This is a genomic window from Brevundimonas sp. 2YAF1 (assembly GCF_052114745.1).
GTDB lineage: Bacteria > Pseudomonadota > Alphaproteobacteria > Caulobacterales > Caulobacteraceae > Brevundimonas.
Map to the genome: position 1 here is coordinate 160,147 of NZ_JBFRFI010000001.1, position 23,922 is coordinate 184,068.

Sequence of the window (23,922 nt, forward strand, 5' to 3'; positions counted from 1 at the left end):
GGAAATCGTCATGCGCGAAATCGGAGTTCTGGAAGCCAAGACGTCGTTCACCCGGCTGATCGCCGAGGTGGAGCGCACCGGGGAGGTTGTGACTGTGACGCGACACGGCAGGGCGGCGGTGCGTATCGTGCCGGTGCAGACGCCTTCGGGGCGTGCGCCCGGGCAACGGGCGGCGGCCATTCGGGAACTGTTGAGGCGGCGCGACGCCCGTCCTGTCGTCGAGGGTTTCGATGACCTGGACTGGCCGGCGCTCAAGCGGATAGGGCGTGATGAAGACCGTCACGGTTGACGCCTCGGCCGCCGCCAGTTGGATATTTCCCGGTCAGGCGACGCGCGCCGCGGACGCTTTCCTCATGGCCGAGGAGCCGCGACGTTTCATTGCTCCGAGCATTTTCGCCTGGGAGTTGGGAAACCAGATTCTCAATCGCGCCCGGAAGAGCGGGGCGTCCGCCGCCGATATGCTGGGCGACCTTCAGGTGCTTGAGGTGGAGGTCGCGGTTCCCCCCGCTGCCGACGCCGTTCTCGCGTCGGTGGACTCGGCCCTGTCGCGACGGCTGAACCTTTTTGACAACGCCTATCTTCAACTGTGCATCGACCAGGACGCCGCCTTGGCCAGCCGCGATGCCGATCTGCTCCAAGCCGCCGTCGTGCTTGGCGTGGAAATCTTCGACCTGCGTGATTAAAGGCCGCCCCTCGATGACCGAACCCGAAGTCCTGACCCGCATCGAGAACGGCGTGGGCCGTATCACCCTGAACCGGCCCAAGGCGATCCATGCGCTGAACCGGGCCATGTGCGAGGCGATGATCGAGGCGCTGCTGGCCTGGCGCGGCGATGAAGCCGTGGGTTCGGTGCTGATCGACCATGCGGGCGAGCGCGGCTTTTGCGCCGGGGGCGACATCCGCATGATCGCCGAGAGCGGGGCGGGGGATGCGTCGGAGGCCAAGGCCTTCTTCAAGACCGAGTATCAGTTGAACCATCTGCTGTTCGATTATCCCAAACCGGTGACGGCCATCGTCGACGGCATCGTCATGGGCGGCGGCGTGGGGATCAGCGAGCCGGCCGACATCCGCATCGCCACCGAGCGCACGACCTACGCCATGCCGGAGACGGGGATCGGTCTGTTCCCTGACGTGGGCGGGGGTTGGTTCCTGTCGCGTCTGCCGGGGCAGACGGGCGTCTGGTTGGCGCTGACGGGGGCGCGGCTGAAGGCGGCGGATACGGTGGCGCTGGGCATCCACACCCATTTCGTGCCGAGCATCGACCTGGCGGCCTTCAAGGCCGCGCTGCTGTCGAACCCGGCTGATCCGCGCGAGGAGGCGGATCGCTACGCCTGTCCGACCGAGCCGGAAGAGGCGCCGCTGGACGCCCACCGCGAGGCCATCGACCGGCTGTTCGGCTTTGACACGGTCGAGGACATCTTCGCCGCGCTGGAGGCTGACGGCTCGGACTGGGCGCTGGCGCAGCTAAAGACGCTGAAGACCAAGTCGCCGCAGTCGCTGAAGGTTTCGCTGCGCCAGATCCGCACCGGGGCGACGTTGGCCTCCTTCGCCGAGAACATGGCGATGGAATATGCGCTGGGCGGCCGGGTGGTGCGCACCCACGATTTCCAGGAAGGCGTCCGCGCCGTCATCGTCGACAAGGACAACGCCCCGCGGTGGTCGCCCAAGGACCTGTCGGGCGTCAGCATTGATGCCCTGGACGAACTGTTCGCGCCTCTGCCCGCCGACGAGGCCTGGTCGCCGCTCTGAATCGTCGTTGCGGCGCAACATTTGTTGTTCCGAACGGCCCGTAGGGCTATCTAGGCGGCATGAGTAAGCGCTGGACCCCTGAATCCTGGAGAAACAAGCCCGTCGTGCATATGCCGACGGACTATCCTGACATGGCCGAACTGGCGCGTGTCGAAGACGAGCTGCGGGCCATGCCGCCCCTGGTCTTTGCGGGCGAGGCCCGCAAACTGACCCAGCATCTGGCGCAGGTGGAGGCGGGCAACGCCTTCCTCCTCCAGGGCGGCGACTGCGCCGAGAGCTTCAAGGAGTTCTCGACCGACAACATCCGCGACACCTTCCGCCTGATCCTGCAGATGGCGGTGGTGCTGACCTTCGCCGGCCGCAAGCCGGTGGTGAAGGTCGGCCGCATCGCCGGTCAGTTCGCCAAGCCGCGCTCGTCGGCGGTGGAAGAGATCGGCGGCGTCGAGCTGCCGTCCTACCGCGGCGACATCATCAACGGCATGGGCTTCACGCCCGAAGAGCGCGTGCCTGATCCGCAGCGCCTGATGAAGGCCTATAACCAGTCGGCCTCGACGCTGAACCTGCTGCGCGCCTTTGCCGGCGGCGGCTATGCCGACCTGTACAATATCCACCGCTGGACCCTGGGCTTTGCCGACAACGGCGCGGGCGCGGCCTACCGCGAGCTGGCCGAGAAGATCACCGAGGCCCTGGCCTTCATGGAAGCGGTCGGCGTTACGCCCGAGACCCATCCCGATCTGTCGCGCGTCGAGGTCTTCACCAGCCACGAAGCCCTGCTGTTGAACGTCGAGAGCGCCCTGACGCGCCTGGAAGGCTCGTCGGGCGAATGGTTCGACACCTCGGCCCATATGCTGTGGATCGGCGAGCGCACCCGTCAGCTGGACGGCGCGCACATCGAGTTCATGCGCGGCATCTCGAACCCGATCGGCGTCAAGTGCGGGCCGACCATGACGGCGGAGGACATCCTGCCGCTGATCGACGCCCTGAACCCGGACAATATCCCAGGCCGCCTGACCCTGATCGGCCGCTTCGGTCACGACAAGGTCGGGGATCGCCTGCCGGGCCTGATGCGGGCGGTGAAGGCCGAGGGCAGGCGCGTCATCTGGTCGATCGACCCGATGCACGGCAATACGCTCAAGGCCGCCAACGGCTACAAGACCCGGCCCTTCGACCGGGTCATGGGCGAGGTCCGCACCTTCATCGACGTGGCGGAGGCCGAAGGCGTCCATCCCGGCGGCGTCCACCTGGAGATGACCGGTCAGAACGTCACCGAATGTCTGGGCGGCGCCCAGGCGGTGACCGAGGACGAGCTGTCGAGCCGCTATCACACCCACTGCGATCCGCGTCTGAACGCGGATCAGGCGCTGGAACTGGCCTTCCTGGTGGCGGAACGCCTCAAGGTCGGCCGTCAGGCGCGCGCCGAGGCGGCGTGACCTCGTCGGCCGAAAACGAAGGGCCGGGGCGCGTCGCCTATCAGGGCGCGCCCGGCGCTTTCAGCCATGAAGCCTGCCTCGACCTGCGCCCGTGGGACGAGGCGGTCGGGTTCGAGACCTTTAACGGGGCCATCCAGGCCCTGCTGTCCGGGGACTGCCAGTTCGCGCTGATCCCGGTCGAGAATTCGACGATCGGCACGGTCGAGCCCGCCGCCAGCCTGGTGCGCGAGGCCGGTCTGGTCGTGGTCAGCGAAGCTTGGCGGCCGATCCGCCTGGCTTTGATGGGGCTGCCCGAGGCGCGGCTGTCGGACATCAGGACGGCCGAGAGCCATCCCGTCGCCTTGCAGCAATGTTCCAAGGCTCTGGATGAGTTGAAGATCGCGCCGGTCGAGGTGTTCGACACCGGCGGGGCCGCCGCCGCCGTGGCCGAAGCCGGCGACCTGACCCGCGCCGCCGTGGCCCCTGCACGTGCCGCCGAGGTTTACGGACTGACGGTTCTGCGCAATGATCTGCAGGATTTCAGCGACAATCGGACGCGATTTGTCCTGCTCAGTGCTCCCGGGGCTTGACCGCGCACGGACTTTGCGCGCTTAAGAGGGGATCGGATCGACCCTGATCCTGAAATCGGACCGGACCCATGTCCTCGCTGCGCGCACAAATGACCCTTGAAACCACCACGCGCGCGGTGGCCGGCTTCTATTTTGGCTACGGCTATTACGGCTTTCGATACGCCGGCTGAGGCGTCGAGTTTTTTCAAGCTCTGACTGTCTCACCGGCGACCGCTCTGACCCAGGGCGGCGACGCGATCACACGCATCCCCCATCGAAATTCGAATGCTGAAAGCCCAATCCCATGCCCAATTCCAATCTCCAGCAAGTCTGGCCCGCTGACCAAGCCGAACTGTCGCCCGAGCAGAAGGCGCTGGCCGCCCTGCGCGCCGAGATCGACAGCCTGGACGACCAGATCCTGAACCTGTTCGAGCGCCGCCTCGCCATCGCCGCCCAGGTCGGCAAGGCCAAGGACGCGCCGACCGGCCCCCACACCAAGCTGCGCCCCGACCGCGAACAGGCCGTTCAGGCCCGCGTCCTGAAGCAGTGCGAACCCGAAAACCGGGAGGCGGTCGAGCACCTGTGGCGCGAGATCGTGGGCTGGGGTCTGGCGCGTCAGGGCCGGCTGCAGGTCCACGTCTGGGCCCCCATCGACCCGGCCAAGGCCGTGGACGGCGCCCGCCTGCGCTTCGGCGCCGCCGCCGACATCAAGCTGGTCCGCGATCCGCAGGCCGCGCTGGCGCATGCCGCCGAAGGTCATGGCGTGGCGGTCCTGTCGATCAACACCGAGGACGCCTGGTGGATGGGTCTGCGTCGCGAATGGTCGATGCTGAGCGTCTTCGACGGCTACGGCGGCGAAACCCCGACCTCGCTGGCCGTGGGCAAGATTGATCCGCCGGCCCTGCCGACGGGCCGCCGCGTGGTGGTGACGGTCGGCGGCGACGCCGGCGACGGTTCCGGCTCGCGCCGTTGGGGCCTGAACACCCACCACGGCTGGACCCTGGCCCTGACCGACGCCGACGTGGCGCCGGGCGAGGCGGAAGGCTGCGTCGGGGCCATCGGCTGATTAAAGAGTGAACGGGCGTTAAGCCTGTTCCTCAACCCTGTCTCAAAGAGCGGCGTCCACTGTGGCGCTATGAACGCTTCTGTCATTCTGCGGCTTGGTTCGGTCGGCGCCCTCGCGGCGCTGCTGGCCGGCTGCGGCATGACTGAGGCTGATCCTCATCGTTTCGAAAGCGTGGCGGATCAGATTGCGGCCATTCCGCTGTCGAGCCGCAGCGCTGAACCCGCGCGTGAGCCCGCCGGGCCGCGCAACGCTCGGGAGGCGGGCCTGCGTCCGCTCAAGGTCGAGCTTCTGACGCCGCATCAGTTGTGGGACGCCCGCGACGGGCTGACGAGCAAGGCTGCGGCTGTCCTGCCGGCCATGCCGCCGGTGTTTCTTGATCCTGAGGCGCCGCCCGCCGTGCAGGCGGCGCAGCAATCGGCTGCCAAGCCGTCACGGCCCGCCGTGGTCGCCGCGTCCTCGTCCAGCGCCCTGATCCAACTGGGCGCCTATGCCAGTCAGGCCTCGGCCCAGGCGGCGTGGGAGCGGTTGGGGCAGGGGACCAGCGGTCTGAACCCCGTCTTCGAGCCGGTCGAGGTCAACGGTCGGCGTCTGATCCGGCTGAAGGTTCGCGCCGGATCGGCTCAGGCCAAGGCCCTTTGCGCCAAGGCCGCAGCGGCCGATCCATGGTGCGTTCGGGCCGCAGCTGGCGCATCGTCCACAGGCGCAGCTTAAGGTTTCGTTGACGACTGACGCCCTTGGCCCGATCTAGGGGTCTAGGGGCGGGCTGCGAACGATTGAGTCGCGTCTGTCGAAGCAACGGAATCCAAAATGGCGCAGCCTCAGGTCATCGTCATCGGCAATGAAAAGGGCGGGGCGGGCAAGTCCACCCTGGCCATTCACATCGTCACCGGCCTGCTGCACGCGGGCAAGAAGGTCGCCATCATCGATCTGGACCTGCGCCAGCGGTCGATGGAGAAGTTCTTCTCGAACCGTGGGGCGTGGACGGCGGCCAATGCGCAGCCCCTGCCCATGCCGATCGTGCCCGACATGGGCGACGGCAAGGCGCTGGCCAAGGCCGACGAAGCCGAGCAGTTGGCCCGGTTCGAGGCTGCCTACGCGGAGGCGCAAGGGTCCGCCGACATCATCCTGATCGACACGCCCGGCGGCGACACCGCCCTGTCGCGCGCCGCCCATGCCCGCGCCGACCAGATCGTCACGCCGATGAACGACAGTTTCGTCGACTTCGACCTGCTGGGCGAGGTCGATCCGGTGACGCTGGATCTGAAAAAGCCCTCCATCTATTCCGAGAGCGTCTGGGAGGCGCGCAAGCACCGCGCCATCACCGAGGGCCGTCAGGTGACGATCGACTGGATCGTCGTCACCAACCGCCTGGCCGTGGCCGAGGCCCGCAACCGTCGCCGTCTGGAAGAGCGGATGATGAAGCTGGCCAAGCGCGTCGGCTTCCGCGTCGGGCCGGGCCTGCGCGACCGGGTCATCTATCGCGAGTTGTTCCCCTTCGGCCTGACGGTCGCCGACTTGTCGAACGACATCCGCCCGGTATCGGTGTCCCTGGCCCACGTCGCGGCGCGTCAGGAGTTGCGCAATCTGATGCAGGCCCTGGGTCTGGACGACGCCAAAGGGGGCTCGTTGTCTCCGCTGGACGCGGCGGCCTGATCGTCCCATGGGCCTGATCTGGCTGGCGCTCGCCGCCGTGGCGGTCTGGGCGCTGGTCCGGTTGGGCCGCCAGACCGAGCGCGCGCGGCGCGGCCACTGGCGCATTTCCGCGACCATCCTCAGCACGGCCCTGTTCGCGGGAGCGGTTCTGGCCGCCTCCCGCGGGGTCTGGCTGGCGGCGGTGGGGCTGGCGGGGGCAGGCCTGTGGCTGGCGGTTCAGTCGCGCATTCGCATCGTGCCGCCGCGCGCCCCGCGGACTGAGCGTCTGTCTGAGGCTGAAGCGCGGGCTATCCTGGGCGTCCCGGCAGACGCCACGCCTGAAGCCATCCAGTCCGCCTGGCGTCGTCTTATGGCGCGGGCACATCCTGATCAGGGCGGCACCGAAGGGCTGGCCGCGCGCGTCAACGCCGCGCGGGATCGGTTGCTGAAGGGGTGAACTCGATCCTCCCCTGCGAAGCGGGGGAGGGGGACCATGCGGAGCATGGTGGAGAGGGCGAGCGAGGGGCGCTCGATTTTGAAGTGAGTTTCGGGTGGTTCGAAGGGACGAGGGCAGCGTTTGCTTCCGCCCCCTCCACCGCCTGCGGCGGTCCCCCTCCCCCGTAAACGGGGGAGGATCGCCTCGATTAGACGTCCAGATCCGCGACGGCGAAGCGGGCGTTGTCCTGGATGAACTGGTAGCGGGCCTCGGCCTTGCGGCCCATCAGGCGTTCGACCAGATCTTCGATTTCTTCTTCGCTGTCGGGCAGGGAGACGCGGGCCAGGGTCCGCTTCTTCGGATCCATGGTGGTCTCCTTCAGCTGGGAGGCCATCATCTCGCCCAGGCCCTTGAAGCGCCCGATCTCGACCTTCTTGCCCTTGAAGACCGTGGCCATCAGCTCGTCGCGGTGGGCCTCGTCGCGGGCGTATTCGCTCAAGGGGCCGGCGCTGATGCGATAGAGCGGCGGCAGGGCCATGAAGAGGCGGCCCTGGCGGATGGTCTCGGGCATGGAGCGATAGAAGAAGGTGATCAGCAGCGCCGCGATGTGCGCCCCGTCCACGTCGGCGTCGGTCATGATGACGATACGCTCGTAGCGGAGGTCTTCGATGTTGAACCGGGCGCCCGGCTGGACGCCGAGGGCCAGGGCCAGGTCGGACAGTTCGACGTTGGCGCGCAGCTTGTCTGCGGTGGCCGAGGCGACGTTCAGGATCTTGCCGCGCAGGGGCAGGATAGCCTGGGTGGTGCGGTCGCGCGCCTGCTTGGCCGAGCCGCCAGCCGAGTCGCCCTCGACGATGAAGAGTTCGGTGCCCTGGGCCGATTGCCGCGAACAGTCGGACAGCTTGCCCGGCAGACGCAGCTTGCGGGTGGCGGCGGCGCGCTGGACTTCCTTGTCCTTGCGGCGGCGCAGGCGGTCCTCGGCGCGGTCGATGACGAAGCCGAGCAGGGCGTTGGCCTGTTTCGGACTTTCGGTCAGCCAGTGGTCGAACGGGTCGCGCAGAAGCTGTTCGGTCAGCCGCTGGCCCTCGGGCGACGACAGGCGGTCCTTGGTCTGGCCCTGGAATTCCGGGTTGCGGATGAAGACCGAGATCAGGGCGCCGGCGTTGGCGATGACGTCCTCGGCCGTGATCTGGGCGGCGCGCTTCTCGTTGATCAGTTCGCCATAGGATTTCAGGCCCTTGACCAGGGCGGAGCGGAAGCCCGCCTCATGCGTGCCGCCGTCGGGGGTCGAGACGGTGTTGCAGTAGGAGCCGATGAAGCTGTCGACGTCGCCGAAGCCGATGGGCGACCAGGTGACGGCCCATTCCAGCGCGCCTGCCTCGCCCTTTTTCTCCGCGCGGCCGGCGAAGACGGGGGTGACGGTTTCCAACTCGCCCACGCGCTCGGCCAGGGCGTCGGCCAGACCGCCGGGGAAGTGCAGGGTCGCCTCGGCCGGGGTGGCGTCGGTGATGCGTTCCGGGGCGCAGGTCCATCTGATCTCGACGCCGCGGAACAGATAGGCCTTGGCGCGGGCCATGCGGTAGAGACGGGCGGGTTTAAAGGCCGCGCCGACGCCGAAGATTTGCTCGTCCGGATGGAAGCGGATCAGGGTGCCCTTCTTCTTCGAGGGGCCGATCTGCTGGATGGGGCCTTGCACAAGGCCGCGGCTGAAGGACTGCCGCCACTCGAAGCCGTCGCGCCAGACCGTGACGTTCAGATGGTCCGACAGGGCGTTGACCACCGAGACGCCGACGCCGTGCAGGCCGCCCGAGGTCTCATAGGCCTTGCCCGAGAACTTGCCGCCCGAGTGCAGCACGGTCATGACGACTTCCAGCGCCGACTTGCCCGGGTGTTTGGGGTGGGGGTCGACCGGGATGCCGCGCCCGTCGTCGCGAACCGACAGGAAGCCGTCGGCGTCCAGATCGACGGTGATCAGCTTGGCGTGGCGGGCCACGGCCTCGTCCATCGCGTTGTCGAGGACTTCGGCGAACAGGTGGTGCAGGGCGCGCTCGTCGGTGCCGCCGATATACATGCCGGGGCGCTTGCGGACGGGCTCCAGCCCCTCCAGCACTTCGATCGAGGAGGCCGAATAGCCGGTGGCGGCCGCCGTCGCCGCACTGGCGTGCGACGTCAGTTCGACCTTGGGCTCGTGCGCGACGGGGGCCGGAGCCGGGATGGGCGCCGGGACAGGCGCTAGTGCGGGTGCGGGCGCTTTTTCCGGAACGCTCGGTTGGGTGGGTTCAGGGTCGTCGAGCGTGGAGAAAAGGTCAGCCATCTACGCAGTCTGGGGCGATTCGGGGTTCGATCTGGTAGGCCCCGCGCCGGTTCGACGCAAGCGCGACGCCGGGGCGGCAGGTTGTTGTGGAGAAGCCTGTGCGGCGATTCACGCCTTCTCCACGAAGCTGTCGATGACCTTCTTCTCGCCGGCCTTTTCGAAGGCGACGACCAGCTTGTTGCCCTCGACCGCGCGGACGGCGCCGTAGCCGAATTTCTGGTGGAAGACGCGGTCGCCGCGCGACCAACTGGAACCGGCCTTGGGGACGGCGGTGGCGATCAGGCGGCCTTCGCCCTCGATGACGGCCTTGCGAGCGGGCGTTGAGGCGGAACGCGCCGGTTGGCCCGAGGTGAAGCTCTGGGCGCGTTTCCAGCCGGGGCTGGAATAGCCGCTGCCGAAGGAGGGGGCCTCGTCCCAGCGGCTCTTGGCCTCTTTCATGCCGGTTGAGGCGCCGTAGTAGCCGGTGTCGGACTGCGGCTCGACGTGGGCAAGGGGCAGTTCGTCGACGAAGCGGCTGGGCAGTTGCGAGGTCCAGCGGCCATAGACCAGACGGTTGGCGGCGAAGCTGATGCGCGCGTCCTGCTTGGCGCGGGTGACGCCGACGTAGGCGAGGCGGCGTTCCTCCTCGAGGCCCTTAACGCCCTTCTCGTCGATGCTGCGCTGCGAGGGAAAGACGCCTTCCTCCCAGCCGGGCAGGAAGACCAGCGGGAACTCCAGCCCCTTGGCGCCGTGCAGGGTCATGATCTGGACCGCGCCCGTCTCGGACTCGGGCGCGGCCCGGTCCAGGTCCATGACCAGGGAGACGTGCTCCAGATAGGCCTGCAGCGTCTCGAACGCCTGCATGGCCTGGGTCAGTTCCTTGAGGTTGTCCAGGCGCGTCTGGCCGCTGGTGCGGTCGGCCTTCTGCATGTCGGTGTAGCCGCTCTCGTCCAGCAGGGTCTCGGTCACCTGCCAGTGGGGCGTGCCCATGGTCGCCAGGTCGCGCCAGCGGTCGAGGTCGCGCACGAAGTTGGCCAGGGGCGTGCGGGTGCGGGCCTGAAGCTCGTCCGTGGTGATCAGGTGGCGGACGGCCTGCATGGCCGAGACGCCGTTCTCTCGCGCGATATGCAGGATTTTCTGGACGCTGGTCTCGCCGATGCCGCGCTTGGGCACATTGACGATGCGCTCGAAGGCCAGATCGTCGTCCTCGGACTGGATCAGGCGGAGGTAGGCGTGGGCGTCGCGGATTTCGGCGCGCTCGAAGAAGCGGGGGCCGCCGATGACCTGATAGGGGACGGCCAGCATGACGAAGCGTTCTTCGAACGCCCGCATCTGGAAGGAGGCGCGCACCAGGACGGCCATGTCCTTGTACTTCAGACCGGTCTTGCGGGCGGTCTCGATCTCGTCGGCGATCAGGCGGGCCTCGGCCTCGCCGTCCCAGACGCCGCGCACGCGGACCTTGTCGCCGCTGTCGTCCTCGGTCCACAGGGTCTTGCCCAGACGGTCCTGATTGGTCGCGATCAGGGCCGAGGCGGCGCCGAGGATGTGCTTGGTTGAGCGGTAGTTGCGCTCCAGCTTGACGATCTTGGCGCCGGGGAAGTCGCGTTCGAAGCGCAGGATGTTGTCCACCTCGGCCCCGCGCCAGCCGTAGATCGACTGATCGTCGTCGCCGACGCAGCAGACATTGCCGGTCGAGGCGGTCAGCAGCCGCAGCCACAGATACTGGGCGACGTTGGTGTCCTGATACTCGTCCACCAGGATGTAGCGGAACCGGCGGCGATATTCCTCAGCCAGATCAGCGTGTTTCGACAGGATGGTCAGGTTGTGCAGCAGCAGGTCGCCGAAGTCGCAGGCGTTCAGCGTGGCCAGCCGCTTCTGATAGGCGGCGTAGAGGGCGTGGCCCTTGCCGTTGGCGAAGTCCTCGCCCGGCGGCAGCTTCTCGGGCGTCCAGCCGCGGTTCTTCCAGTGGTCGATCAGGTGGGCCAGCGACTTGGGCGTGTGCTTCTTGGTGTCAATATTGGCGGCTTCGAGCAGCTGTTTCAGCAGCCGTTCCTGATCGTCGGTGTCCAGGATGGTGAAGCTGGATTTCAGTCCGACCAGTTCCGAATGGCGTCGCAGGATCTGGGCCGCGACCGAGTGGAAGGTGCCGAGCCAGCGCAGGCCCTCGGCCGAGGGGCCGATCAGGTGGGTGATCCGCTCGCGCATCTCGCGCGCGGCCTTGTTGGTGAAGGTGACGACCAGCAGTTCCCACGGCTTGGCCCGGCCGGTGGCCAGGATGTGGGCCAGACGGGTGGTCAGGACGCGGGTCTTGCCGGTGCCGGCGCCGGCCAGGACCAGAACCGGCCCCTCGGTCGTCTCGACCGCCAGCCTCTGTTCGGGGTTCAGGCCGGACAGGTAGTCGCGAACGCCGGCGGCGCCGTCGGGCGACTGGGCGCGCGCGAGGTCGGAAATGCGGGGGGCGGGCAGGTCGGTCACAGGATAAGCGGCTCACGCAAGGCGGATTCGGAGGAGAACATAAGCAGCACAGAGACCAAAGTCAGGCCCTTGCGAAAAATGGCCGGCGGGAACCGCCAAGCCTGACCCCCGTTCTCTCGACCTCAGGGGAAGCGATGGAAGGGAAACGAATGGCTGAGAGCTCAAGCGGAGGCGGCAACGCCGGACTGGCTTTTATCGTTGGCGGCCTGGTGGTCGTGGTGGCGGTCTTGGCCTGGTTCCTGTTTGGCAGGGGCGGCGTGCCGGAGACCAAGAAGGTCGACGTCGATGTGAAGCTGCCAGAGGTGTCGGCGCCGGCCGCGCCGGGCGGTCAATAAAGGAGCGCTGGAATGACGGATCCCAATATCCCGCCGCCTGATCGCGTCGTGCATCAGACGACGATCAACACCACGACCCCTGAACGAAAGGGCGGCGGCGGCTTGCTGGCCCTCATCGTTGGCGGGCTGATCGTCGCGGTCGCGGTGATCGGCTGGTTCCTCTATTCGGGCGGACGTCCCGCCGCGCCCGAGGCGCCGGACGTCAATCTGAACATCAATGTTCCGAGGCCCAAGCTGCCGGAGGCGCCGAGATTGCCTGACCGGCCGGTCTTGCCCGACGTGCCCCGCCCTGCCGAGCCGCCGACCGTTTCGGCGCCGACGCCCGAGCCTCAGGGCCGATGATGGGACGGGGACCGGTCAAGGTGGCCCTAAAGCGCGCCTATGAACCCGCCGCCTCTGATGACGGTCAGCGCGTTCTGGTCGACCGGCTGTGGCCGCGCGGCGTGAGCAAGGACAAGGCGGCGATCGATCTGTGGCTCAAGGAGATCGCGCCCAGCACCGGCCTGCGCCAGTGGTTCGGCCATGATCCCGCGCGATGGGACGAGTTCCAGCGTCGCTACCGGGCCGAACTGGACGCCAACACCGAGATCGTGGCGCAATTGACCCAGGCGATCCGCGCGGGGAAAACGACGCTGATCTATGGCGCGAAGGACGAGGCCCACAACGACGCCGTCGTGCTGGCGGCCTATCTGGAAGGGAAGTGAGCAGTCATATCCCACCGCTCATCCCCGCCTTCGCCGGATGAGCGCGGTTTGGAGGCCTACTTCAGCCGGTAGCTGATGGTGGTGACGACGCGGACCTTCTTGTTCAGGGACGTGGCTTCGTCGCCAGTCCCGTCGCGGGGCAGGATTTCGAATGAGCCCTGACCCGCTGACTTGATCGGCCCCAGCGGGGCGCCGGAGTCCTTGGCGAACTGGACGGCGCCGGTGCGGGCGGCGGCGGTGGCCTCGGCGATCATGGCGGGGCGGACGTCGTTGAGCTTGGTGAAGATGTAGGACGGTCCCTGGAAGTCCTGCAGCACCACGCCCTGACGGACCAGGTCGTTCAGGTTGCGGGTGGTGGTCTGGACCCGATCGACGTCGTTGGTGCGCACATTCACCGTCTGGGTCAGGATGAAGCGCGGCCCGCCGGTCTGGCTGGCGTATTCGCGCGAGCGGGTGTCGACGACGCCCAACTGACCCAGGTCAACCGCGGTGTCGGGATAGCCCTGAGCCTTGAGGAACTGGCGCACGATGACCAGATCGCCGTCGATGCGGGCCTGAACCTCGGACAGGACCTCGCCAGAGGCGGTGAAGCGGATCGGCAGGACGGCCAGATCGGCCTTCACGTCGCGCTCGGCCAAGCCGCGCACGGTGACGGAGCGGTCGCCCACGCGGGCGTTGACCACGCCCTGGCCGATCAGCGCGCCCCCGCCGATCAGGCCCACGGCCAGCAGACCGCCGATGACGGCGGCGGGGATCAGGCGGTTGTCATTGGTCATATGTCTGTTCCTGCGAAGCTGCGGTCGCCGCCGGTCCATTGCAGGGCCAAAACCCGGCAGGCCGAGGCGAGGGGGCGGCGGCCGCGCCATTCGTCGATACGGATCAACAGAGCGGCGCGGCCGAGGTTCAGTTCAGCCCCGATGGCGTCCAGCACCGCCCAGAATTCCGGTTCCAGCGCCACAGAGGTGGCGTGGCCGGACAGGAGGACGGAACGCTTGGCGAGGCTGCTCACGGTTTAGCGGACGCCGAGGGCGAGCGGGGCGATCAGCGGAAGGAAGCGCATCGGAGAGATCCTGTTCACGGGCGAGCTTAGCAGAACGTGCGAGCGTCACATAAGGCTGCAAGACGTGAGGCGCGGCAGCCACGATCAGATGCTAACGGAGGTCCCGGTTTCGTTTCCGTGAGTCGCCTTGAGGCCCTGCCTGTGACCCAGCCTGTGAAGTCCCCGATGTCTCCAGCCGCGCTGGCGCTGGGCGGGATCGGCGTCTGCGCCCTGATCTGGGGCACGACCTGGTACGCCATCACCTTCCAGCTGGGCGCCGTCGATCCGGTGGTGTCGGTGGTGATGCGCTTCGCCATCGCGGCGGCGGTGTTGGCCCTGGTGGTCAAGGCGACCGGCGGACGATTGGCCATGACGCGGCCGCAGCACCTGATGGCCATGGGCCAGGGACTGTTCTCCTTCGCGATCAGCTACGCCTTTGTCTATGCGTCCGAGGAGAAGATCGCTTCGGCCGTAGTGGCGGTGATCTTTGCGGCTCTGGCCTTTCTCAACCTGATCCTGTTCCGCGTGGCCTCCAAGCAGAAGGCGGCGCCGGCGGCCTGGCTGGGCGCCGGCATGGGGGTGGTCGGGGTGGCGGTCCTGTCGGGCGGCGAGGTCATGGGCGCCGGCCTGGGGCTTCATGCCGTCGAGGGCGTGACCTTCGCCCTGATCGCGGTGGTCGCCTCGGCCTTCGGCAACTGGTTCGCCTGGAAGGGCCAGCAGGCGGGCGCGCAGGTCCTGCCGGGCACGGCCTGGGCCATGGCCTACGGCACCGGCGCTCTGGCGCTGTACGGCCTGGTGACGGGGGTGTCGTGGTCGGTGGCGTGGAGCCCGGCCTATGTCATCTCGCTGCTGTATCTGTCGCTGTTCGGGTCGGTGATCGCCTTTGGCCTGTACTTCACCATCGCCCGGGCGCGCGGCTATGCCCTGGCCAGCTATATCTCGGCCCTGACGCCGCCCATCGCCATGCTGGTGTCGGTGATGTTCGAGGGGGCGACGTTCGGGGTCATCGCCCTGCTGGGACTGGCGCTGGTGCTGGCCGGGCAGTTGTTCCTGATCCGCGCGCCGAAGCGGTCGGCGGCCTAGCCCCGTCTTTAAGCGCAATAACAAACCGCTCATCCCGGCGGACGCCGGGATCCAGTGAGAGCCCCACGCGCGACGTTTGTAGCCAAATAACTGGACCCCGGCGTCGCCGGGGTGAGCGGATAGGTAGGTTAAGTCTCCGGCTCGTCCAGCTTGTGACCATCCAGCTTCGCGGCGGCGCGGTCGCGCTCCTGTTGCGTCGTCTGGCGTTCCGCCTTGGTGCGGCCGAAGGTCAGCCGATTGGCGTCGGCGGCGCGTCTGCCCTCGACCTTGTCGCGGGCCTTCCTCGCCTTGTTCAGATTGACGACTTCGCCCATCAGACGTGACCCTCGGGGCTGTCCTTGGCCCAGGCGCGTTTCAGGGCCGGACGACCGCCGATGCGCTGGGCGTATGAATCGTAGGGCTCGCCCGGCGGCATGGCGCCCCGGAACCATTGCAGCAGGCTGCCGAACAGGATGTCGAGGGCTGAGAACTCGCCCAGGATGTAGCCGCCGTCCTTGATGGCCGCGCGCCAGCGCTGGTCCAGCGCGGCGTAGCCGGCCTTGCGCAGATCGTTCCAGCTGTCGGGCGGACCCGAGGTCAGGACGCTTTCCAGCACATTGTTGTAGAGACCCAGCCACGACAGATACTCGGCCCGGCGCGGATCGTTCGGGCCGGGCGCCATCTTCGCCTCGGGATAGCGGTCGGTCAGGAAGAGGAAGATCAGCACCGACTCGATCAAGAGTTGGCCGTCGACGCTGACCGAGGGGGCCTGTTTCAAGGGGTGCGGATTGGTCGGGTCCGCGCGGCCCTGACCGCCCTGCCGCTCGATCTCGACGTAGTGGATCTCGTAGTCGGCCCCCAGTTCCTCCAGCAGCCACAGCAGGCGGGTGGAGCGGGACTGGGGCGCGTGGTGAACCAGCAGCGACATCGTGAACTCCCTGAACGGCCCTGCCATGGACCCGAACGCGGTCGTGGGGGTTATCCCATCACCCGCAGCAGGAACGGAGAATGCCATGATAAGCGCCTCGATGATCAAGGAACATCTTGAAGTCGTCGGCTCGGACGGCGGCCATGTCGGTCGAGTGGACCATGTGATGGGCGATCAGATCGAGCTGGCCAAGATGGACATCGGCTCGGGCATGAAACACCACATGATCCCGGTCAGTTGGGTCGATCGTGTGGACGACCACGTCCACCTGAGCATGACCAAGGACGAAGCCAAGTCGCGTTGGGCCGTGAAACACTGAGGACAGGCTTACCGCGAATTCATCCGGGCCCCGCTGTAACAGGCGGGGCCTTTCGCCATATCAGGGGCGGCGCGCAGATCGCGCAGGGGAGACGGCCTTGATTCGACTGATCCTGAACCTGCTGTGGTTCTTCCTGGGCGGTTTCGCCTCGGGCCTGGCCTGGCTGTTCGGCGGGCTGTTGCTGGCGCTGACGGTGGTGGGCCTGCCGTGGGCGTTTTCAGCGTGGCGGATCGCCAGCTATTCCTTTTGGCCGTTCGGGCGAGAGATCGTTTGGCGCGATCCGAACCCGGCCGACCTGGGCGCGGGTTGTCTCGGCTTGGGCCTGAACGTGATCTGGCTGGTGCTGGCCGGCTGGTATATCGCCTTGGCGCACATCCTGATTGCCGTGCCGCAGTTCGTCTCGATCATCGGCATCCCGTTCGCGCTGAAGAACGTCGAACTGGCCAAGCTGTCGCTGGCGCCAGTGGGGCGGACGATCCGGGAGAGACGCTGACCTCTGTTCCGCTCATCCCGGCGGACGCCGGGATCCAGTGAGAAACTTGTCGCCGACATCAGGCCTCTGACCGACAGGTCTGAAGCCAAAGGACTGGACCCCGGCGTCCGCCGGGGTGAGCGGAACAAATAAAAGCGCCGGCCAGGGCGAACCTGACCGGCGCTTCTGTCTAGCTGTGTCGCTTAATCTCAGCCCGGCGAGATCATCTTCTCGGGACGGACGGCTTCGTCGAACTCGGCGTCGGTCAGGTAGCCGCCGCCGACGGTTTCCTGGCGCAGGGTGGTGCCGTTCTTGTGCGCGGTCTTGGCGATCTTGGCGCAGGTGTCGTAGCCGAGGCGGCCGTTCAGGGCCGTGACCAGCATCAGCGAGTTGTTCAGGCCGCGCGCGATGTTGTCCTCGCGGGCCTCGATGCCGACGACGCAGTTGTCGGTGAAGCTGATGGCCGCGTCGGCGACCAGACGCACCGACTGCAGGAAGTTGTAGGCCATCACGGGGTTGTAGACGTTCAGCTCGAAGTGGCCTTGCGAGCCGGCGAACGACAGGGCGGCGTTGTTGCCGAACACCTGGGCGCAGACCTGGGTCAGGGCTTCACACTGGGTCGGGTTGACCTTGCCCGGCATGATCGACGAGCCGGGCTCGTTTTCCGGCAGGGCCAGTTCGCCCAGACCCGAACGCGGGCCGGAGCCGAGGAAGCGGATGTCGTTGGCGATCTTGAACAGCGAGGCGGCGACCGTGTTGATCGCGCCGTGGCTGAAGACCATGGCGTCGTGGGCGGCCAGGGCCTCGAACTTGTTCGGGGCGGTGGTGAAGGCCAGGCCGGTGATGGCGGCGATGTTCTCGGCGACCTTTTCAGCAAAGCCGATCGGCGCGTTCAGGCCGGTGCCGACGGCGGTGCCGCCCTGGGCCAGTTCCATCAGGCGGGGCAGGGTCTGCTCGATGCGCTCGATGCCCATGGCGACCTGATGCGCATAGCCGCCGAACTCCTGACCCAGGGTCAGAGGCGTGGCGTCCTGGGTGTGGGTGCGGCCGATCTTGATGATGTGGGCCCAGGCCTTGGCCTTGGCGTCCAGCGCGGCGTGCAGGTGCTTCAGCGCGGGCAGCAGGTCGTTGACCACCTGTTCGGCGCAGGCGACGTGCATGGCCGTGGGATAGGTGTCGTTCGACGACTGGCTCATGTTGACGTGGTCGTTGGGGTGGACCGGCTTCTTGGAGCCCATCTCGCCGCCCAGCATCTCGATGGCGCGGTTCGAGATCACCTCGTTGGCGTTCATATTGGACTGGGTGCCCGAACCCGTCTGCCAGACGACCAGCGGGAAGTGGTCGTTCAGCTTGCCTTCGATCACTTCATTGGCGGCGGCGATGATGGCGTCGGCCAGCTTGGCGTCCAGCTTGCCCAGATCGCGGTTGGTCTCGGCGGCGGCGCGCTTGACGATGCCAAGGGCGCGCACGACCGGCAGAGGCATCTTTTCCCAGCCGATCTTGAAGTTGCCGAGCGAGCGCTGCGCCTGCGCGCCCCAGTAGCGGTCAGCGGCGACCTCGATGGGGCCGAAGGTGTCGGTTTCAATGCGGACGTTGCTCATCGCAGGCTCGTTCTCAGACGTGGCGGGAAGATGCCCGGCGGTGTAGCACGCAGACACGGCGGGGCAAGGCGGCCCGACCATTGGCTAAGGGAGCAAGGCGCGCGTGGAAGGCTGGATCGGCACAGGCAAGGTGCGCGGACGCGAGGTCGGCGACACGGTCGAGATCACCATCGACGGCCTGACCACCCAGGCCAAATACTACAAGCCGCTGGCCTATGAGTTCTTCCGCAAGGAATGGACGTCCCGTCCTGCCTGGGGCGACTACACGGTCGAGATCCTGATGGAGCACGTCGGCGACGCGCCGTGGATGGACCTCGACAACCTGGCCAAAGCCCTGTTGGATTCCATCAAGGGCTATCTGTTCCATGACGACAGCCAGGTCGCCCGCCTGCTGGTCGAGCGCCGCGAGGGCGAGCGCGAGCGGATCACGATCCGGGTGTTGCCGAGAGAGTGAGACGGGCGTGTCCGCTTTTGAGCGGACCGGATCGTCGCTATGAGCCGCTCGGCGCCGTCGCGGTTTTCTTGCCAGGCTCTATCGGTCAGACTGAAGCAACAGAATCAAGCTTGGGGAGCGCGTGGAAGTGACAGGCCATATGGTCAACCGGGCGGGATTTGAGGTCTATCGCGGCAAGGGCCGACGCGCGCGCCGGCTGCGAGCCGCCTCGGGAGGCGTGTTCTTCCGCCTCTTCATGATGTGGCTGCGTCGCGGGGGGTAAGCCGTCGCCCTTTGCCAGCACTAAAAAAGGCCGCCGGGCGAACCGGCGGCCTTTTTGCTGTTCGAGGTTATCCGATCAGAATTTGAAGCTGGCCCGCAGCAGCAGGGTGTAGCGGACGTAGTCTTCCAGAAGTTCTGCATCGCCAGTGATGGCCAGCATGCCCAGTTCGTTGCCCACGTTCAGGCGGAAGCCGAGGATGGGGCCGCCGCCTTCGATGCTGGCGGGATCCAGGGTGAAGGCGTCGCCGCCCGAGGCGAAGCGGGCGATGGTCGTGCCGGCGTCGACCGAGAAATTCTGGCGCCAGCCGAGGCGAACCTCTGGGCGAATCCAGCCGTTCTGGCCGAAGCCGTAGCCGATGTTCACGGCCGCGACGCCGGAGAACATGTGGCCGTCGCGATCTTCGATCTTGAGGTCGAAGCCGTCGCCGCCGCCCTTTTCGGTGCGTGCGCCTTCGCTCAGCGAGAAATATTCGCCGTAAATTTCAGGACGGACGTTCACCCGACCGAAGGTGCGCTCGTAAGAGGCACCGCCGGCGGCGGCCAGGGTGAAGCCATGCCAGTCGGATTCATTCTTCAGGTTCAGGCCGTCGGCGACCAGTTTCCGGGTCGCGTTGAACGAGGCATAGCCTCCCGCTGCGCGAGCCCAGGTCGTCCAGTACTGGCCCTGGGCGCGCCAGTAGAGACCCAGTTCCAGCAGATTGGCGGATAGAACTTCCTCGGCCGCGGCCTCGGGGTCTTGCAGATCGGAAGAGGTGAAGGCGGCGGAAATGCCGACCGCGCCCATGCCGGTGCCGCGTTCGACGCCGCCCGCCACGCCGAAGCCCTCGGAGCGGAAGCCGTAGGATTCGGTCTTGTCCTTGTCGGCGTAGAAGTTGATTTCCTGAACCCAGGCGCTGGTTTCGCCCTGCGCGGCCGAGGCGTTGCGGCCGGTCAGGGCGCGGGTCACGGCGTCGACGCCGCTGGCCAGGGAGAGCAGGGGACCGCCCGAGTGGTCGGGCAGCATCTGCTCATAGATGTCGAAGAAGCCGTCGCGGCCGGTCTGGCTCAGGACAGCGTTGCGGATCGCCTCGTTCTGGCCGAGCGCGCCGTAGATCGAATCATAGGCCGCGGCCTCGACCTTGATCATGCCGGCTTCTTCCGCCGAGCGGCGGCGGGCGTCGACATAGACCTGACCTGCGGCGGCGTCGGTTCCCGCCTTGACGACGAAGGCGTAGGGCGAGTTGGCCTGAACCGCGCCGGCGTCGATGGCGCCGACATTGAGCGTGTTCGCGTCAATGATCGTGAAGCGAGTGGGGGCTTGCAGAAGGGAGTTGAACCGCACGCCCAAGCCAGCGCCGGTGGCGATATTGGCGGTTCCGCTTACCTTGAAACCGCTGTTCGAGCCGTTCCCCGGATCCAGCGTCACGATCAGATCGCCGTCTGCGCCGACATTCAGGTTGCTGATCGCCGTGACGCCGCTCTGCCGGGCGTCGAGCGTGCCTTTGGAAATGTCGATGTCCAGTTGGCCGTCCGAGTTGGTGATCGCGCCGCGAACCACGGCGCCGCCCGAGATGGACAGTCGGTCGGCGCCCGCGCCGAACGAGATGTCGCCCTGGACCAGGCCGTTCTGGATATCGAGGAAGTCGGCGCCGGACCCGAGACGGATGTCTCCGTACGTCGAGGGCTCGCGAGAATCGGTGACCCCGTCGCCGTCGGTGTCGGGATCCCCTGCGGTAGCGGTTCCTGGGATGCCCTTCTGGGTGAAGGTGACACCGGATGTATTGGCGCTGACGTCGATCGCGGTCGCCTTGCCGGTGATCGGGTCGCCCTTGTCATTGGGAGAGACGTTGGCCTGGATCGAGCGGGTGTTGGTGATCGAGGTCAGGCTGCCGCTGAGGTCGGCGATCGCGGTCGTATTGGCGGCGCCGCCGCCCGTCGTTGCGGCGATCATTCCGTCATTGTTGATCGACGACACGTTCGCGCCGGCTTCGATACGGATCGCCGTGACCTGATTTGCGCCATCGGAGGCCGAGGCGGCGCTGATGGCGCCGGTATTGATCACCGTCGGCGTGGTGGCGCCCGCCGCGAAGCGGATGGCGGTGGCGTCAGCGTTGTTCGCGAGCACCGCGATGGAGCCTTCGTTCCGTACGCCGCCCTGGATCGTCACCGCCTGACCGCCGGCGACCCCGAACTGAACGGCGGTCGGAGCGACGTCGTCATAGACGCCGATGCCGAAGATCTCGCCGCGATTGACGAAGCCGTAGGCGTTGTTTCCTGTGCCCGCGACGCCCAGCGTCACGCTGTTGGCCGTGGAGCCGACGAGCACTGCGGGCGCCGCCCCATTGGTCGTGATCTTGGCTGTGGTTTCGCTGGCGTCGGGCAGACCGTCGCCGTCACGATCCGGATCATCGCGGTTCTTGATGCCGTCGCCGTCATCGTCCTCGTCGCCGTTCTTGACGCCGTTGCCGTTGTCATCGCCGTCGATTCCTGCGGCGCTGTAGGCGGGGGCGGCGTCGAACAGCACGCCCTTGGAGACGTCGCCAGCGATGCGCACGGCCGACCCGCCCTGGAGCAGATCGTCAGCGTCGAGATTTTCGAGGAAGAGGGTTTCGGACGGCACAGAGCCGCTGGTGGGCTTGTTGTTCGGCCGGGTCGTGTAGCGGTAGCCCGTTGACGTGATCGTCCCCTGAATGGCGACGCGGCCATTGACAGCGCCGTCCACCGCTACGCCGACGGCGTTCTCGCCTCGGGCCGTTACGGAACCCAGGATATTGACGTTGCCCGTCACAGGTCCGCTGAGGCTGACGCCGCGCGTATTATTGCCTGTGACGTCGACGTTGCCGAAGCTGGTCAGGTTGCCGACCAGGGGGGCTTCGACCGAAATGCCGTACGAGTTGTTGCCCTCGACCAGAATCGTGCCCGTCGACTCGATCATGATGTCGCCGGTCTTGGCGGCAGGTCCAGTGACCCGCAGGCCGTAGCGGCCCGTGCCGGAGGCGAAGGGACCGTCCGCGTCGCCGTCCTTGTCTGTATCCTTGTATTCTTCGATGTCGTCGGTGATCGAGATCGTCCCACCGATCGTGATCGGGCCGGTCGTTCCGCCCTGGGCCAGGATGCCGGTCGCGCCGTCGGCGGCCTTGGCCATCGTGATCGAGGAGCCGCTGTCGAGGTCCACGCCGTGGTTGGAATCAATGGTGACGGCGGCGCCGCTGGTCACGGCGACCGAACCGCCATTGGCCAGGCGGATGCTGTCCGGGGCCGTACCGGTGGCGTTGGAGGTCGAGATCGGGGTTGTGCGAGCGGTCGAGATCACCACCTCGGCCTGAGCCCCGGCGGCAGCCATCAGGGGGGCGATCGCCACCGCGGTCGCGAGCAGAATACGCATTAGTTAGAAACCCCTCGTGGACACACGCGCAAGGACGCCGAACGCCCGTTTAACAGGCTCGCCGCCGCCATGCCCCAAGTTTCTCGAATTTGAGGCGAATGCAAGGCCGGGGTTAGGCCGACGAAGCTGAACGGGAGATGAAGGCCCCCATTCTGCGCCGACGGACGGGGGTTCTGAAAATGGATGCTTGAGCGGAGCAGTTTCCGGCGCTACGGGCGATTCATGGTGAGTTCCAAACGCGCGCGTCGCATCCAAAGTCGAGCCAGCCGCCTTACGGCGTTGAACTCGGGAGAGGCCGCCGCAATGAGCATGAGCGATATCGACGTCCAGGAGAGCGAGCTTCGCCTGTTTCCTGGGCTGGACGAGGAAGTCGCCGAGACTCTGCGGACGCTGAAGGCTTCGACGGCCGACCCGCGTCCGCGATTGGTGGACACGACCATGCTGTTCGCGCCCCGCTCGGGCGGGGTGAAACGTTATCTCCTGTCCAAAAAGGCCTGGCTTGAGGCGAATCGGCCTTCGGTGGCTCACACTCTGGTGGTGCCGGGGGCCAAGCATAAGGCGGGGGCGGACGGCATCGTCCAGCTTCACGCCGCAAAGCTGCCGTTCGGCGATGGCTATCGCTGGCCCAGTTCGGTGCGGCGCTGGGGGGCCTGGGTGGCGTCGATGAACCCGGCCGTGATCGAGGCCGGCGACCCTTATACGCCGGGGCAGGGCGCGCTTGAGGCCGGTCAGCGGGCGGGGTGTCCGGTCGTCGGCTTCTGTCATTCGGATCCGGCGGGTCTGGCGGCGCTGCATTTCGGCGAGTGGGCCAAGAAGCCGGTCGAGAAACGCTGGGCCAAGCTGTTTTCGCAGTTCGACCGCGTTGTTTCGCCCAGCCGCTTCATCGCGCGCCGGCTGGAGGAGGCGGGCGTCGACGGGATCGTGATTCGGCCGCTCGGGGTCGAGGTCGAGACCTTCCATCCCGATCGGCGGGACCGCGACTGGCTGCTGAAGAAGCTGGGCCTGGGCGCGGAGGCGCGCCTGCTGTGCTTCGCGGGCCGTCCGGCCAAGGAAAAGAATGTCGACGTCCTGATCGACGCGGTGCAGCGCCTGGGCGCGCCCTATCATCTTGTGCTGGTCGGGGCCGGGGCCGGGATGCCGCCCGAGGATCGGGTGATCTCGCTGCCCTATGAAAAGGACCCCCGGGCCGTGGCGCGGATCATCGCCAGCTGCGACGCCTTCGTGCACGCCAACGACAAGGAGCCGTTCGGCTTGATCGTGCTGGAGGCCATGGCCTGCGGTCGCCCGGTCGTGGGCGTCGATGCAGGCGGGGTGGCCGAAACAGTCGACCTGAACGTGGGCCAGTTGGCGCGCTCGGCCGACCCCGCCGACTACGCCGAAGCGATCGAGGCGCTGTTCGCGCGGGATGTGGAGGCCCTGGGTCAGGCGGCGCGGGTCAAGACGGTCGAGCAATTCGCCTGGAACCGGGTCTTCGAGGACCTGTCGATGCTTTACGGCGAACTGAGCGGTCGCTCCGAGTTCGTCATGCCGCAAGATGTCGCGCCGCTGAACTAGCCGCGCGGAATCCGCACGCGGTCATGTGCGGCGGCGCATCGTGCTGACGATGTAATGAGAAGAGAGGCGGCGCCCGTCGGGGGCGGGGCGCGCCATTCTCTTCGCTGAAGAGAATGGCGCGAGTGACGGGACTCGAACCCGCGACCTCCGGCGTGACAGGCCGGCACTCTAACCAACTGAGCTACACCCGCGTTCCCCTC

The 23,922-nt window shown here is 67.1% G+C and carries 25 protein-coding genes and 1 tRNA gene; 17 read left to right on the forward strand and 9 right to left on the reverse strand.

Annotation, left to right across the window (positions count from 1 at the left end; translation table 11 throughout):
• Positions 1-10 precede the first annotated feature (10 nt).
• The 9 genes from AB4Y68_RS00730 to AB4Y68_RS00770 all read left to right on the forward strand — a co-directional run bounded on the left by AB4Y68_RS00730 (position 11) and on the right by AB4Y68_RS00770 (position 6,882).
• The gene (locus AB4Y68_RS00730) at positions 11-289 is read left to right on the forward strand and encodes a type II toxin-antitoxin system Phd/YefM family antitoxin (RefSeq protein WP_441453168.1); all 279 of its coding nucleotides are present in this window, start codon (positions 11-13) and stop codon (positions 287-289) included.
• Entirely contained in the window at positions 270-683 is a 414-nt protein-coding gene (locus tag AB4Y68_RS00735; RefSeq protein WP_441453170.1) for a type II toxin-antitoxin system VapC family toxin, read from the forward strand. Before AB4Y68_RS00730 ends, AB4Y68_RS00735 begins: the two co-directional genes overlap by 20 nt.
• A gap of 13 nt (positions 684-696) precedes the next feature.
• On the forward strand, positions 697-1,749 hold the full coding sequence (locus AB4Y68_RS00740; protein ID WP_441453172.1) for an enoyl-CoA hydratase/isomerase family protein: 1,053 nt from the start codon (positions 697-699) through the stop codon (positions 1,747-1,749).
• 59 nt (positions 1,750-1,808) lie between these two features.
• The gene (locus AB4Y68_RS00745; protein ID WP_441453174.1) at positions 1,809-3,179 is read left to right on the forward strand and encodes a class II 3-deoxy-7-phosphoheptulonate synthase; all 1,371 of its coding nucleotides are present in this window, start codon (positions 1,809-1,811) and stop codon (positions 3,177-3,179) included.
• Positions 3,176-3,748: a prephenate dehydratase domain-containing protein gene (locus tag AB4Y68_RS00750; protein WP_441453176.1), complete on the forward strand. Its 573-nt coding sequence runs from the start codon at positions 3,176-3,178 to the stop codon at positions 3,746-3,748. Before AB4Y68_RS00745 ends, AB4Y68_RS00750 begins: the two co-directional genes overlap by 4 nt.
• Positions 3,749-4,031: 283 nt before the next feature.
• On the forward strand, positions 4,032-4,793 hold the full coding sequence (locus AB4Y68_RS00755) for a chorismate mutase (protein WP_441453178.1): 762 nt from the start codon (positions 4,032-4,034) through the stop codon (positions 4,791-4,793).
• Between the two features lie 69 nt (positions 4,794-4,862).
• Positions 4,863-5,504, forward strand: a complete 642-nt coding sequence (locus tag AB4Y68_RS00760) for an SPOR domain-containing protein (protein WP_441453179.1) — start codon at positions 4,863-4,865, stop codon at positions 5,502-5,504.
• Positions 5,505-5,600: 96 nt separating this feature from the next.
• Entirely contained in the window at positions 5,601-6,446 is an 846-nt protein-coding gene (locus AB4Y68_RS00765) for a division plane positioning ATPase MipZ (protein WP_441453181.1), read from the forward strand.
• Between the two features lie 7 nt (positions 6,447-6,453).
• Positions 6,454-6,882, forward strand: a complete 429-nt coding sequence (locus AB4Y68_RS00770) for a molecular chaperone DnaJ (RefSeq protein WP_441453183.1) — start codon at positions 6,454-6,456, stop codon at positions 6,880-6,882.
• A gap of 187 nt (positions 6,883-7,069) precedes the next feature.
• Here AB4Y68_RS00770 and AB4Y68_RS00775 read toward each other — a convergent pair whose 3' ends face one another.
• Both AB4Y68_RS00775 and AB4Y68_RS00780 read right to left on the reverse strand, forming a co-directional pair.
• Positions 7,070-9,175, reverse strand: coding sequence for a DNA topoisomerase IV subunit B (locus AB4Y68_RS00775; protein WP_441453185.1), 2,106 nt, complete (start codon positions 9,173-9,175; stop codon positions 7,070-7,072).
• Between the two features lie 108 nt (positions 9,176-9,283).
• Positions 9,284-11,629, reverse strand: coding sequence for an ATP-dependent helicase (locus tag AB4Y68_RS00780; RefSeq protein ID WP_441453187.1), 2,346 nt, complete (start codon positions 11,627-11,629; stop codon positions 9,284-9,286).
• 149 nt (positions 11,630-11,778) lie between these two features.
• On the opposite strand from AB4Y68_RS00780, the gene AB4Y68_RS00785 reads away from it, so the two are divergent.
• Genes AB4Y68_RS00785 through AB4Y68_RS00795 form a run of 3 tightly spaced genes read left to right on the forward strand, consistent with a single transcriptional unit; the run spans position 11,779 to position 12,668 of the window.
• A complete protein-coding gene (locus tag AB4Y68_RS00785; RefSeq protein WP_441453189.1) occupies positions 11,779-11,964 on the forward strand; it encodes a hypothetical protein in 186 nt (61 codons plus the stop codon).
• A 12-nt stretch (positions 11,965-11,976) separates the two neighbouring features.
• Positions 11,977-12,306 (forward strand): hypothetical protein, encoded by a 330-nt coding sequence (locus AB4Y68_RS00790; RefSeq protein ID WP_441453191.1) that lies wholly within the window; start codon positions 11,977-11,979, stop codon positions 12,304-12,306.
• A 20-nt stretch (positions 12,307-12,326) separates the two neighbouring features.
• Entirely contained in the window at positions 12,327-12,668 is a 342-nt protein-coding gene (locus AB4Y68_RS00795) for a DUF488 domain-containing protein (protein ID WP_441453192.1), read from the forward strand.
• Between the two features lie 56 nt (positions 12,669-12,724).
• Here AB4Y68_RS00795 and AB4Y68_RS00800 read toward each other — a convergent pair whose 3' ends face one another.
• The gene (locus AB4Y68_RS00800; protein WP_441453194.1) at positions 12,725-13,444 is read right to left on the reverse strand and encodes an SIMPL domain-containing protein; all 720 of its coding nucleotides are present in this window, start codon (positions 13,442-13,444) and stop codon (positions 12,725-12,727) included.
• Positions 13,441-13,677 (reverse strand): ribbon-helix-helix domain-containing protein, encoded by a 237-nt coding sequence (locus AB4Y68_RS00805; protein WP_441453196.1) that lies wholly within the window; start codon positions 13,675-13,677, stop codon positions 13,441-13,443. The genes AB4Y68_RS00800 and AB4Y68_RS00805 overlap by 4 nt, the downstream gene beginning before the upstream one ends.
• 216 nt (positions 13,678-13,893) lie before the next feature.
• Here AB4Y68_RS00805 and AB4Y68_RS00810 point away from each other — a divergent pair, with 216 nt between their 5' ends.
• The gene (locus AB4Y68_RS00810) at positions 13,894-14,790 is read left to right on the forward strand and encodes a DMT family transporter (RefSeq protein ID WP_441453198.1); all 897 of its coding nucleotides are present in this window, start codon (positions 13,894-13,896) and stop codon (positions 14,788-14,790) included.
• 128 nt (positions 14,791-14,918) lie between these two features.
• On the opposite strand, the gene AB4Y68_RS00815 is transcribed toward AB4Y68_RS00810, so the two are convergent.
• On the reverse strand, positions 14,919-15,104 hold the full coding sequence (locus tag AB4Y68_RS00815) for a DUF4169 family protein (RefSeq protein WP_441453200.1): 186 nt from the start codon (positions 15,102-15,104) through the stop codon (positions 14,919-14,921).
• On the reverse strand, positions 15,104-15,697 hold the full coding sequence (locus tag AB4Y68_RS00820; RefSeq protein ID WP_441453202.1) for a glutathione S-transferase family protein: 594 nt from the start codon (positions 15,695-15,697) through the stop codon (positions 15,104-15,106). Before AB4Y68_RS00820 ends, AB4Y68_RS00815 begins: the two co-directional genes overlap by 1 nt.
• Before the next feature lie 85 nt (positions 15,698-15,782).
• Here AB4Y68_RS00820 and AB4Y68_RS00825 point away from each other — a divergent pair, with 85 nt between their 5' ends.
• Both AB4Y68_RS00825 and AB4Y68_RS00830 read left to right on the forward strand, forming a co-directional pair.
• Positions 15,783-16,016, forward strand: a complete 234-nt coding sequence (locus AB4Y68_RS00825; RefSeq protein WP_441453204.1) for a DUF2171 domain-containing protein — start codon at positions 15,783-15,785, stop codon at positions 16,014-16,016.
• A gap of 97 nt (positions 16,017-16,113) precedes the next feature.
• Positions 16,114-16,509: a YccF domain-containing protein gene (locus AB4Y68_RS00830; protein ID WP_441453205.1), complete on the forward strand. Its 396-nt coding sequence runs from the start codon at positions 16,114-16,116 to the stop codon at positions 16,507-16,509.
• A gap of 188 nt (positions 16,510-16,697) precedes the next feature.
• Here the strand turns inward: AB4Y68_RS00830 and fumC are convergent, their stop codons facing one another.
• Complete coding sequence (gene fumC, locus AB4Y68_RS00835; RefSeq protein ID WP_441453206.1) at positions 16,698-18,089, reverse strand: class II fumarate hydratase; 1,392 nt, start codon at positions 18,087-18,089, stop codon at positions 16,698-16,700.
• A gap of 103 nt (positions 18,090-18,192) precedes the next feature.
• Between fumC and AB4Y68_RS00840 the strand changes: the two genes are divergently transcribed.
• Complete coding sequence (locus tag AB4Y68_RS00840; protein ID WP_441453208.1) at positions 18,193-18,543, forward strand: RusA family crossover junction endodeoxyribonuclease; 351 nt, start codon at positions 18,193-18,195, stop codon at positions 18,541-18,543.
• Between the two features lie 337 nt (positions 18,544-18,880).
• Here the strand turns inward: AB4Y68_RS00840 and AB4Y68_RS00845 are convergent, their stop codons facing one another.
• Positions 18,881-22,168, reverse strand: coding sequence for an autotransporter domain-containing protein (locus AB4Y68_RS00845; protein ID WP_441453210.1), 3,288 nt, complete (start codon positions 22,166-22,168; stop codon positions 18,881-18,883).
• A gap of 303 nt (positions 22,169-22,471) precedes the next feature.
• Between AB4Y68_RS00845 and AB4Y68_RS00850 the strand changes: the two genes are divergently transcribed.
• Complete coding sequence (locus tag AB4Y68_RS00850; RefSeq protein WP_441453211.1) at positions 22,472-23,722, forward strand: glycosyltransferase; 1,251 nt, start codon at positions 22,472-22,474, stop codon at positions 23,720-23,722.
• Positions 23,723-23,836: 114 nt separating this feature from the next.
• Here the strand turns inward: AB4Y68_RS00850 and AB4Y68_RS00855 are convergent.
• Positions 23,837-23,913: transfer RNA gene (locus AB4Y68_RS00855), tRNA-Asp, on the reverse strand.
• Between the last annotated feature and the right edge of the window lie 9 nt (positions 23,914-23,922).

Bases quoted from the DNA above. Each gene is read 5' to 3' on its own strand.
- AB4Y68_RS00740 (WP_441453172.1), top strand. From the start codon at position 697: ATGACCGAACCCGAAGTCCTGACCCGCATCGAGAACGGCGTGGGCCGT.
- AB4Y68_RS00735 (WP_441453170.1), top strand. From the start codon at position 270: ATGAAGACCGTCACGGTTGACGCCTCGGCCGCCGCCAGTTGGATATTT.
- AB4Y68_RS00825 (WP_441453204.1), top strand. From the start codon at position 15,783: ATGATAAGCGCCTCGATGATCAAGGAACATCTTGAAGTCGTCGGCTCG.
- AB4Y68_RS00730 (WP_441453168.1), top strand. From the start codon at position 11: ATGCGCGAAATCGGAGTTCTGGAAGCCAAGACGTCGTTCACCCGGCTG.
- AB4Y68_RS00770 (WP_441453183.1), top strand. From the start codon at position 6,454: ATGGGCCTGATCTGGCTGGCGCTCGCCGCCGTGGCGGTCTGGGCGCTG.
- AB4Y68_RS00785 (WP_441453189.1), top strand. From the start codon at position 11,779: ATGGCTGAGAGCTCAAGCGGAGGCGGCAACGCCGGACTGGCTTTTATC.
- AB4Y68_RS00810 (WP_441453198.1), top strand. From the start codon at position 13,894: ATGTCTCCAGCCGCGCTGGCGCTGGGCGGGATCGGCGTCTGCGCCCTG.
- AB4Y68_RS00755 (WP_441453178.1), top strand. From the start codon at position 4,032: ATGCCCAATTCCAATCTCCAGCAAGTCTGGCCCGCTGACCAAGCCGAA.
- AB4Y68_RS00765 (WP_441453181.1), top strand. From the start codon at position 5,601: ATGGCGCAGCCTCAGGTCATCGTCATCGGCAATGAAAAGGGCGGGGCG.
- AB4Y68_RS00790 (WP_441453191.1), top strand. From the start codon at position 11,977: ATGACGGATCCCAATATCCCGCCGCCTGATCGCGTCGTGCATCAGACG.
- AB4Y68_RS00815 (WP_441453200.1), bottom strand. From the start codon at position 15,104: ATGGGCGAAGTCGTCAATCTGAACAAGGCGAGGAAGGCCCGCGACAAG.
- AB4Y68_RS00745 (WP_441453174.1), top strand. From the start codon at position 1,809: ATGAGTAAGCGCTGGACCCCTGAATCCTGGAGAAACAAGCCCGTCGTG.
- fumC (WP_441453206.1), bottom strand. From the start codon at position 18,089: ATGAGCAACGTCCGCATTGAAACCGACACCTTCGGCCCCATCGAGGTC.
- AB4Y68_RS00775 (WP_441453185.1), bottom strand. From the start codon at position 9,175: ATGGCTGACCTTTTCTCCACGCTCGACGACCCTGAACCCACCCAACCG.
- AB4Y68_RS00800 (WP_441453194.1), bottom strand. From the start codon at position 13,444: ATGACCAATGACAACCGCCTGATCCCCGCCGCCGTCATCGGCGGTCTG.
- AB4Y68_RS00820 (WP_441453202.1), bottom strand. From the start codon at position 15,697: ATGTCGCTGCTGGTTCACCACGCGCCCCAGTCCCGCTCCACCCGCCTG.
- AB4Y68_RS00850 (WP_441453211.1), top strand. From the start codon at position 22,472: ATGAGCATGAGCGATATCGACGTCCAGGAGAGCGAGCTTCGCCTGTTT.
- AB4Y68_RS00760 (WP_441453179.1), top strand. From the start codon at position 4,863: ATGAACGCTTCTGTCATTCTGCGGCTTGGTTCGGTCGGCGCCCTCGCG.
- AB4Y68_RS00845 (WP_441453210.1), bottom strand. From the start codon at position 22,168: ATGCGTATTCTGCTCGCGACCGCGGTGGCGATCGCCCCCCTGATGGCT.